The organism is Eubacterium limosum (assembly GCF_000807675.2).
In the GTDB taxonomy this organism is placed as follows: domain Bacteria; phylum Bacillota; class Clostridia; order Eubacteriales; family Eubacteriaceae; genus Eubacterium; species Eubacterium limosum.
Map to the genome: position 1 here is coordinate 3633069 of NZ_CP019962.1, position 14543 is coordinate 3647611.

A 14543-nucleotide genomic window follows, 5' to 3' on the forward strand; every position below is an offset into this window, starting at 1 on the left:
GAAATAGAAAATTGTGAAACAATGGAATCTAAAAATTCTAAGAAGAATAATTTATAAGCGAGTTTAAAAAAATATTTTTCTTATAGACATAAATTTACCCTTGACGTGTTTTTTTGCCAGTATAAATATATCCAAACAAAAACTTAATAAATTCTTAACTATAATTGTTGTAAAAAATGCGTTTAAAATTTAACGAATTAATAAAAAAATATTGCAAAGCCTTTGTTAAAGCGGCTGTAAACGCATTATCAAGAAAAAAACAGCAATCGCCTTTTTACGCATCTTTGTAAAAAATTGTAACGAATTGTAAATAAATGAAAATGATGCTTGACCAAAAGCGGAATAGAGTGTAAACTAGAATTCAGTTAATAAAGCAAAGAAAAAATAGTGCTTTGAGAAAGGAGAGATTTTATTATGATGTTCTATAGTTTTATCGCCGCTGATTTAGCCGCAAAAGCACTTGCGAAATGTGATGATTAAGAAGCAATTTTATTTAAATAATCAATAAGAGCCAGGATTCTCATTGAGAGATATCCTGGCTTTTCGTTTATGAAATCAGATAATTTGCAAAAGAGAAAAACATTTCCTCGAGCGACTGCATCGGTTCAGCCGCAAACTCGACTGCTTCCGGCGGAATATCATATTTTTCCATGGTTTCCTTAAGGTCTGTATAATATTCGGATTTAAAATCTTCCATAATGAACCCTCCTTAGTATTTTCCGTATTCTTTTACAAAATTCAGAACTGCTTTTAGATTTTCAGGATTAATATCCCGGGCCTTGAGCAGGTTTTTATCAAGCGCAAAGATGTACTGTCCACCCGGCGCCAGAATATCGATCAATTCCTTTGCCTTGTCAATACATTGCTGTTCAGTTCCTGTTTTCAACAGAGTGAGCGGGTACAGACCAGAGATAACATGGCGTTTTCCCACTTTTTCAGCGATCAGTTTGGGGTCGCCAAACTCAAAACTCATATGTGTCAGCGGTGGCAGCTCGTTAAGATAGTCAAGATAGCGCATCCAGTCATGTTCAACAAACAGGTTTGCGCCGATACCTCTTGCGTCCAGCGCCTCAACATAGGCTTTAAAAGTCGGCCAGTAGAAGCGTTTAAAATCTTTTTCACGCATATACGGCGCCATATGGAGAGGAATAAAGGTCCGTACATAGCGGTTGGCGTTTGGTCCGGAGCCGGCCTTGATCGCGACAGGAAGCAGTGCGTTGCAGGCGGCCTCTACTTTTTCGGGACGACGGCGCATATCCGTGCTGATGCCTGAGAAGGAGCGCAGCTGGTCGGAAAGGATGTCGAGCGGGGTGCAGGAAGCGGCGGGGGCCATAGAATAGACGGATTTGTCATACTTTTCGGCAATTTTGCCAAAGCCCTGCTGCATGACACCCATGGAGGTAAAGAAAGTGTAGAACGCCTTGGACAGGGCCTTCTGGCCTTCAAAACCTGGTTTTGCCAAAGCAGGGTACAGTCTTGGCAGCACTTTGTCCCAAAGGGTTTTGATGGGATCAGCGATAAAGTCATCATACTCATCATCTTTTAAGCCCTGGACCTCAGGATGCTGGATAAAGCCGTCTGTACCCATTACAAAGTTAATGGCCTCCAGCATTTTGTAAAGATGCGGCATTCTCAAAAACATACCAAAAACAACATCGGAATCAAAATCTTTTGTTGCCAGGTCGATGGCATCCAGATTTTTCACCAGGCTGTACTGTTCTTTTCTTAGATCATAACCGGCATACTCAAGACAGAAAGCGTTATCACCAAAGACGAGACGTGGTACACGCTTAGGAACCTTTCCGTCAAACACATCTTCAAAAAGCTTGTTTTTTGAAAGTACTCCAGCAGATAATTGATTTTCACTCATATAGAAGAACCCTCCTAGATTATTTACTGTACGCGTTCAGTTTTGTTATAAAATAATAATAACATTATTTTTTACTAAAGTCAATAATTTTTGAACGCGTCCAGTTATTTGAATAAAGGCTTGATTAAGGATAAAAAATATGTTTAAATTAAATCACAGAGACACCGAGGGAGGTTGCGGGAATGAAGGGGAAGAAAAGCAAGCAGAAAATATATGAAACAGCTAAGCGGCTGTTTCTGGAGGAAGGCTACCTCATTGGCAACCGCCGGATTGCCACAGAGGCTAACGTCAGCCTTGGGCTGATCGCCTATCATTTTAGCAGCAAGCGCAATATTGCTGTCGCAATTCTGAAAGAGGACTATACTATTTTATCAGCCCATCTCAAAAATTATTTGACACCGGACCAGGATATTTTGCTTTATGTCCTCTGTTTTACCAATATGACGCTGAGAATCCGTGAACATGACTATAAGATGGCGCGCTTTACAACTGAGATTATGAAGGATGATATTCTTGAGGCCTCTATTTATGACGGAAACCAGAAGCATGAATACGCAGCGCTGATGGAACTGATGGAAGAGGACATCCCCTATGAAAAGAAACTTAAGCTGGCTCTTGGAACAATTTTTGGCGTTCAGAGGGCCCTGCAGTGGAATATTAACGACGGAATGAACCTAAGCTATCAGGATTATTTTGAATATATGGTAAAAACCTACAGTTTTGCGCTGGATTTAAACTATGGAAAACCAAAAATCAAAGAGATTGTGAAAAAATCCAACACCATTGTCGATGAGGTGTTTAAGGATTACGGGCACCTGCTGGATACTTCGAGGTATCTGTACGGTCAGGTGGAAATTGAACAATAAAGGAGGTACGTCGAAACGACGTACCTCGAACGGGTCAGGCTTCACAGAGGGCAAAGCATCTTGCCGGGAAACCGGACGCGTTCTTTGCCTTGGGGAAGGTACAGAAGATGATTGCGCCAGCTGGCGGGACCTTGTCAAGATTTGCCATGACCTCAATCTGAATACGGTTCTGGCTTAAAATATAGGTTTCGCTTTCCATGGGTTTATCCTCTTCAAGGGCTGGCGGAGCGGTGTCAAAGGCTTCGTGGCCAATGGCGCCGACGTTGCGTTCTTCAACGAGGAATTTAATGGCTTCAAGGCTCCAGCCCGGATAGTGGACAGTTCCCTTTTCGTCAAATTCCATGCAGCCTTTTTCATCAGGCCAGCGTTTACACCAGTCCGAGCGCATGGCGACAAAGGCACCGTCTGGGATTTGCCCGTAGCTTTCTTCAAAGGTTTTGATATCCGCGATGCTCAGCGCGTAGTCGGGATTGGCGGCGACCTGATTATGCACGTCAATGACGCATAGGGGATAGGTGAACTCGGTCACCTCAATTTCATCCAATGTCCGGCCTTCCGGATAGAAATGAATGGGTGCGTCTACGTGGGTGCCATACTGGCCGACAACGGTAAACTGCTGCGTTTGAAAGATGTCACCGTTTTTGTAATCATAGACAAGCTTGGTTGTCATGGCCGGGAAGCCTTGCCAGTGTGGGCTGTCATCATCAAAAGCATGGGTCAGGTCTACCCATTTGTAGGACGGAGATTTTAGTTCTGCAAGCAGAGACCATAATTTTGGTGTTGCCATTCTGAATCCTCCTTTAAAGCTCTAAAGCTTATTTTCCTTATATTTTATAATAGGATGTTGTATACGTCAACATTTAGAATTGTTCCCCGACTGCAATCTTTTGTGCTATAATAGTCACAAAAAACATTTTATGAAAAATCAGGACAGAACAATGCTACAAAAAATGACAAAAACAGGAAAAATCTTTTTCTTTATCAGCTTGATAAGCGTTCTTTACGCTGCTTTTTTAGTTTATGCCAAAATAGCAGGAATGGTCATTAAGGATTATGGTGATTTACTATTTTTATATTATACCATTCAGGTTATCGTACTTGTGGTGCCCATGGGGCTCCATGTTTTTCAGGGGTGGATGAATGAAGAAGACCTCAGAGCCATCACGACCGCTGCCTTTATTAATATTATCATCTACTCGGTTATCAGTATCTGCCTCGGCCTTTTTTATATATATGTGGCCGATATGGCTGCAATGCTGGCAGACATCTTAAACGGAGTTTTTCTGGTATGTGTTATTTTTTGGTACCGGCAGATGATGGGGTAAAGGATAAGGATAGTGAGAATGAGAGAATATAAGCTGGCAACCGGCGATACGGCGCGTCTTGACCACCGGGCCGCTATTATCACTCTTGAGGATGAGCGGCGGGTACTCAGCAGCTCGCTTTTAAATGGCGGACTGAGGAGTGATCTGAGTTTTGTGTTTAACTATGACGAGCAGGAAGAAAAAACCAAGCGTTGTGAAATGCTGGCCCCTACCCATGAGGAGCATCTGAAGATTGTGGCGGAAAGTATTTTAAAATTGCCGCCGTGCCAGACTACCGGGCTGACTACCGCGGCACAGATCCGCAATGCGGCATTCTGTGAAGCCGCTTACGGTGCGATGGCGGTATCGGCGCTGGTGACAGCAGGCGTGTCGGGGAATGCTCTGCGGGCGGGTGACCGGGCTACCCTCGACCAGAAGGATGGCCGGCCATTCATACTTGGCGGAACTATCAATGTGATTCTTGCAATCGGCGCGGATTTACCGGATGGCACCATGCTTCAGGCTTTTATGACCTGTACAGAGGCTAAAACAGCCGCGCTTGAACGTCTGGGCTGCAAAAGTGTGGTTTCAGAAAATGGAGCGACCGGCACCGGTACCGACGGTGTGGTTATTATTGCGCGGCCCGGCTCAGGACTGCGTATGACAGACGCCGGGAAGCATTTTAAGCTCGGAGAGCTGATCGGCCAAACCGTTGAAGCAGCCGTTCGGGAAGCCCTGCACCTGCAGGAGGGGTGGACGAGTTAACCAAAGGAGGACGAGGGAAAAGATCATGAAAAATGTATTTTATTATGAAACCAGTCTGGGAATGCTGGGTATAGAAGATAACGGCTTTGCAGTTATAAGGCTTGGATTTCAAATGGAAAAATTTGGAAAAAATGCGGATGTGTCTGAGACAGAGCTGATCAAAAAAACGTTTAACCAGCTTGAGGAATACTTTTGCGGCGAGAGAACAGCGTTTAATATACCGCTGGCGCCAGAAGGCACAGCGTTTCAGAAAAAGGTCTGGGAAGCGCTTCGCCAGATCCCTTATGGTGAGACAAAAACCTACGGACAGGTAGCGGCAGCCATTGGTAATCCAAAAGCCTGCCGGGCTGTAGGCATGGCGAACAACCGCAATCCTATCGGCATTATTATACCGTGCCATCGGGTGATTGGCTCAAATGGCAAGCTGGTGGGATATGCCGGAGGAATAAATATCAAGGAACAGCTCTTGAAAATCGAAGGGGCGCTTTAACCTCTTTTTTTCATCAGTTTTATTCGGTTCTTTTTTTCTGGTGAAACCTGTCTGGATTCAATAATTTTCTGAAGTGTCTTATAAATGAATGTCCAGAACTGCTCCGGGTAGACTTTAGCACATTTCAAACCGCTGCAAAAACTGTCGCATACAGACCAGTTGTCGATTTTGGGTATAAAATTATTGACAGATTCAAGAATAGAATCCAGTCCTGTTTTTTCAGGGTTCAGGTAGCCGATTACCATTCCTTTGAGCATTTTTTCTTCAAAATATTCTTCAGGTCCTTGGGCCAAAAAAAGCAAATAATTCTCTTTTGCAATACGTTTCGCAATTTTTCTTAATACGGAGAGACGAACTCCTATCAATTCGCAATAATCTGGCAGTAATTTTTGCTGAAATCTGCGATAATCATCTTCTGCAAACAAAAACAGTTCTTCGCGTATGGTCATGTAATCCTCCTTATAGTATTTATATTATAGCACAAACACAAGAGAATAAAAGACGGCTAAACCTTAAAAAAATTAAGAAAATCCTCTGCATTTTTACGTTTTAAAAAAAGTTATTCTTTTTTAAAGGATATTCATGTAAAAAAAAGAATAGTATTAAAGTACCTTTGGTACAAATATAAGATATTACAGGGAAAGTGGTGAGAAGATGGCGCCTCGTTATAGTGAAGAGGTTATTAACCAGGTGCTGCAGGCCAACGATATTGTCGACGTTGTATCAGAATATGTGACACTGAAAAAAGCTGGAAGCTCCTATAAGGGCAAGTGTCCCTTTCATAACGAAAAGACCGCTTCTTTTACAGTGTCGCCGGACAAGCAGCTGTATCACTGCTTTGGCTGCGGCGTAGGAGGGAATGTTATTGGCTTTGTCATGGCCATTGAAAATCTTCCTTTTGTGGATGCACTGAAGTTTTTAGCAAGACGGGCGCATATTATTCTTCCAGAAAACGGCAGCAGTGCTGAGGATAGTGAACGATACCGAAAAAAAGAACGCCTCTATGAACTGCACCGTGAGCTGGCCAACTATTATTATCTTTGTCTTAAAAAGAACCGAAACGCGCAGTACTATCTGGCGGGCCGTAAAATCACGCCGGAAACCATCAAGGCTTATGGCTTGGGCCTGGCGCCGGACGGCTGGCAGAACGCTCTGGGGTTCCTGCGCCAAAAGGGGTATACTGATCAGGAGATGCTGGATTCCGGACTTGTGATGCGCAGTGAAAATGGGCGCATGTACGATCGCTTCAGGAACCGCATCATGTTTCCGATTCTGAACGCTACAGGCCGGATTATCGGCTTTGGCGGCAGGCGGATCAATGAGGATGATCATGGACCAAAGTATTTGAACTCACCGGAAACCATGGTTTTTTCAAAAGGAACCGAGCTTTTTAATATGAATCACGCTAAAAGCAGCATCGTCGGTGGGCAGATGCTTATCGTCGAAGGCTATATGGATGTGATCTCACTTTATCAACACGGCGTGCGCAATACGGTAGCTGCGCTCGGCACCGCTTTTACGGCTTATCATGCCGCTCTTCTGGGGCGCTATGTGGGTGAGGTGGTGCTCTGCTTTGACGGCGACGCTGCCGGAGAAAGCGCTACGCAAAAAGCCATAACGATCTTGAAAAATACACCGTTGAATGTTAAAATATTAAGGTTACCCATTGAGGATGACCCAGACACCTATATCCAGAAGCATGGCAGAGATGCCTTTGAAAAAAAAATCACTGAAGCCATCACCATTGTCGAGTACGAAATCGGTCTTCTGAGAAAGAAATTTGATCTCAGCCAGACCGATGGCCGGATTAAATATATCAATCAGGCCATCGCGGTACTCAGACAGCTCTCCGATGAGGTTCAGATTGATCTTTACAGTAAACGCCTTGCCAGAGAAACCGGGATTGACCTGAAAGTTATAAGACGAGAGGTTTACCGCAAAAAGCCCATGGATCTGACAGAAGAGGATGTTGGCGAAAAAGTTGACTACTGGCAGAAAATGCCAAAAGCCTATGAGGAAGCCCAGATTCTTTTTCTGAGAAAGGGCATGATGGAGCCGGAGGTCTTTAAATCTGGAAGGCTGAGGGCAGAGCACTTCAGTCCGGGGTTTTTCAGAGAGCTTTATGAGCTTATTACAGGGCTGTTTGAAAAAGGAGAGCAGCTGTCGCCGGCAGCGCTCATGAATCATTTTGAGGATGTGGAGCAGGTGAAGCCAGTATCCGCTATTTTGATGGACGATACCCCCATCGAAGGCGCAAAGCTTGAGGAATGTATCAAGACCATCATGTATTTTTACCGGTCTGCCGAAATAGAGCGGATCAAACAGGAAATCAGTAAAGCGAGCGAGGAAGAAGCCGCCGTTTTAATGGATAAAATGATCACATTGAAAAAAGAAATGTAGCAAGTTATGATCGAAAGTCAGGAGGATATAAATGGCTGAAGCAAAGAAGAAAAAAGTAAAACCAGATATGGAGGAATTGCTCGACGAGGTTGATGCAATCGCCGATCTGGAGGCAATGCCGGAAGTTCAGACACTGATCAAGCGCGGCAAGGAAAAGGGTTCCTTAAACAACGCCGATTTTGAGGAAGTGCTTGAAAAGACAGATCTGGACCCGGAAGAGATTGATTCCATCTATCTGCTTTTACAGAAGGAAGGCATTGACTTAACCTTCCAGGATATGGATATTGAGACCGATGATATTGATCTGGATATCGACATTGATGTGGCAGAGCTGGAAGAAATTGAGATTGAGGAGGATCCCGTCAAGGATATAGACCTGGGGGATAGCGTCAGTGTCAATGACCCGGTGCGCTTGTATTTAAAGGAAATCGGCAAGGTGCCGCTCTTGACTGCGGAACAGGAAATGGGCATTGCCAAGCGTATGGAAGCTGGCGATGACGAAGCCAAGAAAGAGCTGGCTGAGGCTAACCTGCGTCTGGTTGTCAGCATCGCCAAACGCTATGTGGGCCGCGGCATGTCTTTTCTGGACCTCATTCAGGAAGGAAACCTTGGCCTGATCAAAGCGGTAGAAAAATTCGACTATACCAAGGGCTTTAAGTTCAGCACCTATGCGACCTGGTGGATTCGTCAGGCCATCACCCGCGCCATTGCGGATCAGGCCAGAACCATTCGTATTCCTGTGCATATGGTTGAGACCATCAACAAGCTCATTCGTGTGTCCAGACAGCTGCTTCAGGAGCTTGGGCGTGAACCCACGCCGGCAGAAATCGGCAAAGAGATGGGCTTCTCAGAAGAAAAGGTCCGAGAAATTCAGAAAATTGCTCAAGACCCGGTATCCCTGGAAACCCCAATCGGCGAGGAAGAAGACAGCCATCTGGGGGACTTCATTGAGGATGACAATGCCCCGGCGCCTTCAGAAGCAGCGTCCTATGCTCTTTTGAAAGAACAGCTCATGGAAGTACTCAACACGCTGACCGAGCGTGAAGAAAAAGTACTGCGCCTGCGTTTTGGACTGGATGACGGACGCGCCCGTACCCTCGAAGAGGTTGGCAAGGAGTTCAATGTTACAAGAGAACGTATCCGTCAGATTGAAGCCAAGGCGCTCAGAAAGCTGAGACACCCGAGCAGAAGTAAAAAATTAAAGGATTATTTGACCTAAAATGATGACACCACGTTTGCAGGTGATTGCAGATAATGTATTAAAAAATGAAAGCATGGCAGATATCGGTACAGACCACGGATATCTGCCTGTTTATCTAATGGAGCAGGGCTTTATTCCCTGCGCCGTCGCGGCGGACATCAATGAAAAGCCTCTCAAGAAAGCAGAGCAGCTTGTGGCCCGGTCGGGCTATGAGAAGCAGATTGAAACGCGTTTGGGTACAGGTCTTTCTGTCTTAAGCCCCGGAGAAGCCGGGACGATTGTCATGGCGGGCATGGGCGGCTACCTGATAAGAGATCTTCTGACAGAATCTCAAGAGGTGGCGGCCTCGGCAAAACGCCTGGTGCTCCAGCCCATGAACAACGCCTTTATTGTCAGGCATTTTCTGGAGGACAATGGCTTTATGATTGTAAATGAGGATCTGGCAAAAGAAGAACGCAGGGTCTATGAAATTATAGTAGCTGAAAAGGGTAAAATGTCCATTGAAAACGATCTGGATTACCTGATTGGCTATGAGGCCAAAAGGCGTAAACACCCGCTTTTGCCAGAGCTGATCGACCGTAAGCTGGAGCTTGAAAATAAAATAATTGAGAATACAAAAAACAAGCAGACAGAAATGGCCAGAAAACAGTATCATAAAAGCACAGCCATTGCGGCTGCGCTGATGGAGGTGAAAAATGGCTGTAAAATGCAGTGAAATAACAAAAGTGATTGAGACTGTGGCTCCGAGAAACCTCGCGGAATCATGGGATAACGTCGGCCTTCAGATCGGCTCTTTTCAGAAAAGAGTAAAGAAAGTATTGCTGACGCTAGATGTTACAGAGGCTGTCGTGCGGGAAGCCGTTATGGAAAAAGCGGATATGATTATTGCACACCACCCTTTTATTTTTAATGGCATCAAATCCATTTGTACCGATGAGCTGAAGGGAAAAATTGTGGCAGAGCTGATCCGTAATGATATCAGCCTGTATGTAGCGCACACCAACCTGGATAAGGCGGAGCTCGGCCTCAATGATTATATCGCGAAAACACTCGGCATTGAGCAACGCCAGCCACTGGACCCTTCCGATGAGGATAAGCTCTATAAAATCGTGGTTTATGTGCCTGTGGATTACACGGATAAAATTGTTGAAGTGATGGGGGACAGCGGCGCTGGCTTTATCGGCAATTACAGCCACTGCACCTACCGCACCGTAGGTCAGGGAACCTTCAAGCCCCTTGAAGGTACAGATCCTTTTATCGGTGAGGAGGGTGAGGTGGCAACCGTCAAAGAAGATCGTGTGGAAACCATTATTGACGGTAAGATGATGAAAACCCTCATTCAAAAGCTTAAAAAAGTCCATCCTTACGAGGAGATGGCTTATGATTTATATCCCCTTGAGAACGGTTTGCTTTTAAACCAGAATGGCCTTGGCAAAATTGGCACCTTAAAAGAAGCCATGGCGCCCGTTGCCTTTATTGAGCATGTAAAAAAAGCGTTGAATCTTTCCCATGTGAGGGCGGCGGGGAATGAGCCGGCAAAAGTCAAAAAGGTGGCTCTGTGCACGGGCAGCGGAGCAGAGTTTATCGGACTGGCAAAGGTCAAAAAGGCGGATGTTTACATTACTGGCGATTTGAAATACCACGACGCCCAGAGAGCGGCTGAAAATAACCTGTGGGTCATTGACGCCGGTCACTTCGGGACAGAAAAAATGGTCGTGGGCCTGCTTGAAAACCTGCTTCGGGAAAATGTGAACGATCCGGAGATTGAGTATGTTCGATCAAATTACAATGAAGATTTTATGCGCTATTATTAAGCAGAATTGACAGAGTATAAGGAGACAGATAGATGAAAGTTTTAGTTTGCGGCGGGGCCGGCTATATCGGCTCCCATGTAGTCAGAGTGCTTTTGGATAAAGGTTACGAGGTCGTGGTACTGGATAATTTATCCACCGGACACCGCCAGTCGGTTCCAGAAGAGGCAGCACTGGAGGTTGGCGATATTCGTGATGCCGCCTGTCTTGAGAGACTGTTTTTACGCCATGAGGTTGATTGTGTCATGCATTTCTGTGCGAATTCACTGGTGGGTGAGAGCATGGAAAAGCCCATTGAGTATTATGACAATAACGTTTACGGGACACTGTGCCTGCTGCGTTCCATGGTCAACAATGATATTAAACATTTTATTTTCTCATCGACCGCGGCAACCTACGGAGAGCCGGAACGCCTTCCCATTGATGAGGACACGCCCAAGCATCCCACCAACACCTATGGTGAAACAAAGCTGGCTGTTGAGAAAATGCTGCATTGGATGGAGGTTGCCTATGGACTTCACTACAAGGTGTTCCGCTATTTCAACGCTTCCGGGGCACACCCGAGCGGGGAGATCGGCGAGGACCATGCGCCTGAAACCCATCTGATCCCGCTGATTTTAAAAACAGCTCAGGGCATTCGCGATAAGATTTATGTCTTTGGCGATGACTACGATACCCCAGACGGCAGCTGTATTCGCGATTATATCCATGTCATGGACATTGCGGAGGCCCATATTCTGGGCATGGAGGATCTGGTGAAATCCGAAACCAGTGATGTTTATAATCTTGGCAACGGCAATGGCTTCTCAGTTCTGGAAGTCATTGAAAAGGTTAAAGCGGTTACCGGAAAAGACTTTACGGTTGAAATCGCAGACCGCCGGGCAGGCGACCCGGGAGTCTTAATTGCCAGTTCAGAAAAAGCACAGAAAGCACTGGGCTGGTCACCGGTCAATTCATCACTTGAATACATCATAGAAACCGCCTGGAAATGGCATCAGGGACATCCTGAGGGCTACGGCCTTGTTTAATGTGCCTTATAAAAAACATGAAACAGAGATTGATTCTTTGAATTCGTGTATGGTTTAGTGTATAATTATAAAAATAAGTTATGAAACAGTAAAATTTTATTCTGTCACAAGGACGGGCGGTTCCCGCCCTTACAGGAGAGGAGAGAATATGAAGAAATTATTAACAGGTAATGAAGCCATTGCCCGTGGAGCCTGGGAAGCCGGCGTTAAGTTTGCTACTGCTTATCCGGGAACACCAAGTACAGAAATCCTTGAAAATGTAGCGACCTATGATGGCATTGTTTCCGAATGGGCGCCAAATGAAAAAGTAGCGGTTGAAGCGGCTGCAGGTGCTTCAATTGCCGGTATCCGTACCCTTGCTGCAATGAAACATGTTGGGGTAAACGTTGCGGCTGACCCGATTTTTACTTTTGCCTATCTTGGCGTTAACGGAGGTTCTGTTATCGTAACTGCCGATGAACCAGGCATGCACTCATCCCAGAACGAGCAGGATAACCGCAATTATGCGCGCCACGCTAAAATGCCGATGTTTGAACCATCCGACAGCCAGGAAGCCAAAGATATGCTTAAGGATGCATATGAAGTAAGTGAAACCTATGACTGTCCGGTGCTTTACCGCATGACCACCCGTGTCTGCCATTCCAAATCCATTGTCCAATGTGAAGACCGCGTGGAAGTGGACGATAAAGAATATGTAAAAGATATTATGAAAAACTGTCCGCTGCCAGCTCATGCCCGCGTCATGCAGGTTAAGCTTGCCCAAAATTTTGAAAAGCTGGCAGAATATACTGAAACTTCTAAATGGAACTATATCGAAGACAATCAGAAGGAAATTGGCGTTATCGCGTCTGGCGTGGCCTTCCGTTACGCAAAGGAAGTTTTTGGCGATACAGCCTCATATCTGAAATTTGGCTTTTCTTATCCACTGCCAAAGAAGCTGATCGCTGAATTTGCAGGTAAGGTTAAAAAGATCTATGTCCTTGAAGAAAATGATCCCATTCTTGAAACCGAAATCAAGGCCATGGGCATTGACGTTATCGGAAAAGACCTGTTCCCGACCATGGGAGAGCTGACACCGGAACGTATCCGTGAAGTCCTCTACGGTAAAAGCGAAGTGACCATTGCGCCCGATCCTGAGAAGATTGTCGGCCGTCCGCCGGCATTCTGTGCAGGCTGTCCACACCGCGGTATTTTCTATGAGCTGGGCCGCCGTAAAAATATTATGATTTTCAGTGATATCGGATGCTATTCCTTAGGCTTGACACCGCCGTACAATGCAACAGACGCCATGATCTGTATGGGCGCCAGCATCAGCGGAGGACACGGTGTGGCAAAGGCAATGAGCATTAAGAATAACGACATGAAGGTCGTTTCTGTCATCGGTGATTCAACCTTTTTCCATTCTGGAATGACCAGTCTCATGGATGTTACTTATAATAAGAGCAATGTTCTGACCGTTATCCTAGACAACCGCATCACCGGTATGACCGGCCATCAGGAAAATCCCGGCAGTGGCTTTGACTTAAAGGGCGAACCAGCACCGATTATGGATATCGAAACCATTGTCCGCGCACTTGGTGTTAAAAATGTCCGCACAGTCGATCCAAACAATCTGGAGGAAACTGACGCGGCCCTTGACTGGGGCCTATCCAATGATGAAGCTTCTGTCATTATCACACGCTGGCCGTGTGCGCTCAAGCGTTTCTCTCAGGCCGATAAGGAAGAGTTCCCGGAAGCCTTCAAACGCCACTGCAAGGTCGATACCGATCTTTGTATTGGCTGTAAGAAATGCCTGAAATCCGGCTGTCCTGCTTTAGCCTTTAACTCTACCGTACCGAAAAAATCCGGTATTCTGGAAGAATCATGTCTGGGCTGTGAGGTTTGCCTGCAAATCTGCCCGAAACATGCCATTTATGTAGAGGAGGAAAAGTAGAATGAAAACAAAAAATATATTATTGGTTGGCGTTGGCGGCCAGGGAACCATCACAGCGGCAAAGCTGCTGACCACTGGTTTGATGGAAGCCGGCTATGATGTAAAGATGAGTGAGATTCACGGCATGAGCCAGCGCGGCGGCTCTGTTTCTTCTCAGGTTCGCTATGGAGATGATGTTCAGTCACCGGTTATCGAGATGGGAACAGCGGATATTATCGTTGCCTTTGAAAAAATGGAAGCGCTGCGTTATATTGATTTTTTAAAGGAAGACGGAAAGATTATTGTCAATGATGCAGAGATCTGGCCGTTGCCGGTTGTTATAGGAAAAGCGACTTATCCGGAAAAAATCCTGGATACATTGCAGGAAAAGGCCAATGTCCGCGTGATGAACGCTTCTGCTCTGGCAGAAGAGATGGGCAACCTCAAGGTTATGAATGTGATTCTGCTGGGAGCCATCATCAAATCCATGGGGCTTCAGGATATTGACTGGGATGAAATCATCCGAAATAATGTAAAACCTAAATTTGTTGATTTGAATATTAAAGCAATGGCTGTCGGAATGGACGCCGTCAACTAAAAGGCTATGTGTAAAAAAGAATTTGAAACAGAAAACTTTAAATTTTTCCAGAACAGGGATTGTGAATACTTTCCCTGTCACAAAACGGAAACCCCAGATGAGTTTAACTGTTTGTTTTGTTACTGTCCTTTATATGCGCTGGGGAGGGACTGCGGCGGTGGTTTTGAATACACGGAAAAGGGTATAAAGAACTGTACAAATTGCCTTGTTCCCCATAAAAAAGAGAACTATGACCGGATCATTGAAAAACTCCTGATCCTTATTGAGCGCGTTAGAGAGCAGTAGCTCAGGATTATGT

16 protein-coding genes are annotated in these 14543 nt (G+C 45.4%); 12 read left to right on the forward strand and 4 right to left on the reverse strand.

What is annotated here, in order from left to right; all coding sequences use genetic code 11:
- Positions 1-547: 547 nt before the first annotated feature.
- Positions 548-697 carry a hypothetical protein gene (locus B2M23_RS21335; RefSeq protein WP_167617938.1) on the reverse strand — a complete coding sequence of 50 codons (150 nt, stop codon included), beginning with the start codon at positions 695-697 and terminating at the stop codon, positions 548-550.
- Between the two features lie 12 nt (positions 698-709).
- A complete protein-coding gene (locus B2M23_RS16995) occupies positions 710-1870 on the reverse strand; it encodes a uroporphyrinogen decarboxylase family protein (protein ID WP_038352408.1) in 1161 nt (386 codons plus the stop codon).
- A 182-nt stretch (positions 1871-2052) separates the two neighbouring features.
- Between B2M23_RS16995 and B2M23_RS17000 the strand changes: the two genes are divergently transcribed.
- Complete coding sequence (locus B2M23_RS17000; RefSeq protein ID WP_052237252.1) at positions 2053-2736, forward strand: TetR/AcrR family transcriptional regulator; 684 nt, start codon at positions 2053-2055, stop codon at positions 2734-2736.
- Between the two features lie 34 nt (positions 2737-2770).
- Here B2M23_RS17000 and B2M23_RS17005 read toward each other — a convergent pair whose 3' ends face one another.
- Complete coding sequence (locus tag B2M23_RS17005) at positions 2771-3523, reverse strand: cyclase family protein (protein ID WP_038352409.1); 753 nt, start codon at positions 3521-3523, stop codon at positions 2771-2773.
- Between the two features lie 151 nt (positions 3524-3674).
- Here B2M23_RS17005 and B2M23_RS17010 point away from each other — a divergent pair, with 151 nt between their 5' ends.
- From B2M23_RS17010 to B2M23_RS17020, 3 genes are read left to right on the forward strand one after another with little or no spacing between them, the layout of a single operon-like run.
- On the forward strand, positions 3675-4061 hold the full coding sequence (locus B2M23_RS17010) for a hypothetical protein (RefSeq protein ID WP_133965928.1): 387 nt from the start codon (positions 3675-3677) through the stop codon (positions 4059-4061).
- 18 nt (positions 4062-4079) lie between these two features.
- Positions 4080-4805 carry an adenosylcobinamide amidohydrolase gene (locus B2M23_RS17015; protein ID WP_052237253.1) on the forward strand — a complete coding sequence of 242 codons (726 nt, stop codon included), beginning with the start codon at positions 4080-4082 and terminating at the stop codon, positions 4803-4805.
- 25 nt (positions 4806-4830) lie between these two features.
- The gene (locus B2M23_RS17020; protein ID WP_038352411.1) at positions 4831-5295 is read left to right on the forward strand and encodes a methylated-DNA--[protein]-cysteine S-methyltransferase; all 465 of its coding nucleotides are present in this window, start codon (positions 4831-4833) and stop codon (positions 5293-5295) included.
- On the opposite strand, the gene B2M23_RS17025 is transcribed toward B2M23_RS17020, so the two are convergent.
- Entirely contained in the window at positions 5292-5744 is a 453-nt protein-coding gene (locus B2M23_RS17025; protein ID WP_038352412.1) for a DNA alkylation repair protein, read from the reverse strand. The genes B2M23_RS17020 and B2M23_RS17025 overlap by 4 nt on opposite strands.
- 205 nt (positions 5745-5949) lie before the next feature.
- On the opposite strand from B2M23_RS17025, the gene dnaG reads away from it, so the two are divergent.
- From dnaG to B2M23_RS17065, 8 genes are all read left to right on the forward strand, one after another.
- Positions 5950-7695, forward strand: a complete 1746-nt coding sequence (gene dnaG, locus B2M23_RS17030; protein WP_038352413.1) for a DNA primase — start codon at positions 5950-5952, stop codon at positions 7693-7695.
- Positions 7696-7726: 31 nt separating this feature from the next.
- Positions 7727-8914, forward strand: a complete 1188-nt coding sequence (rpoD, locus tag B2M23_RS17035) for an RNA polymerase sigma factor RpoD (RefSeq protein ID WP_392889457.1) — start codon at positions 7727-7729, stop codon at positions 8912-8914.
- Between the two features lies 1 nt (position 8915).
- A complete protein-coding gene (locus B2M23_RS17040) occupies positions 8916-9611 on the forward strand; it encodes a tRNA (adenine(22)-N(1))-methyltransferase (protein ID WP_038352414.1) in 696 nt (231 codons plus the stop codon).
- Positions 9592-10710, forward strand: coding sequence for a Nif3-like dinuclear metal center hexameric protein (locus tag B2M23_RS17045; RefSeq protein WP_038352415.1), 1119 nt, complete (start codon positions 9592-9594; stop codon positions 10708-10710). Before B2M23_RS17040 ends, B2M23_RS17045 begins: the two co-directional genes overlap by 20 nt.
- Before the next feature lie 32 nt (positions 10711-10742).
- On the forward strand, positions 10743-11735 hold the full coding sequence (galE, locus tag B2M23_RS17050) for a UDP-glucose 4-epimerase GalE (protein ID WP_038352416.1): 993 nt from the start codon (positions 10743-10745) through the stop codon (positions 11733-11735).
- A gap of 148 nt (positions 11736-11883) precedes the next feature.
- On the forward strand, positions 11884-13668 hold the full coding sequence (iorA, locus tag B2M23_RS17055) for an indolepyruvate ferredoxin oxidoreductase subunit alpha (RefSeq protein ID WP_038352417.1): 1785 nt from the start codon (positions 11884-11886) through the stop codon (positions 13666-13668).
- A gap of 1 nt (position 13669) precedes the next feature.
- Positions 13670-14245 carry an indolepyruvate oxidoreductase subunit beta gene (locus B2M23_RS17060; RefSeq protein WP_038352418.1) on the forward strand — a complete coding sequence of 192 codons (576 nt, stop codon included), beginning with the start codon at positions 13670-13672 and terminating at the stop codon, positions 14243-14245.
- Positions 14246-14251: 6 nt separating this feature from the next.
- A complete protein-coding gene (locus B2M23_RS17065; protein WP_038352419.1) occupies positions 14252-14530 on the forward strand; it encodes a cysteine-rich small domain-containing protein in 279 nt (92 codons plus the stop codon).
- The last annotated feature ends 13 nt before the right edge of the window (positions 14531-14543 follow it).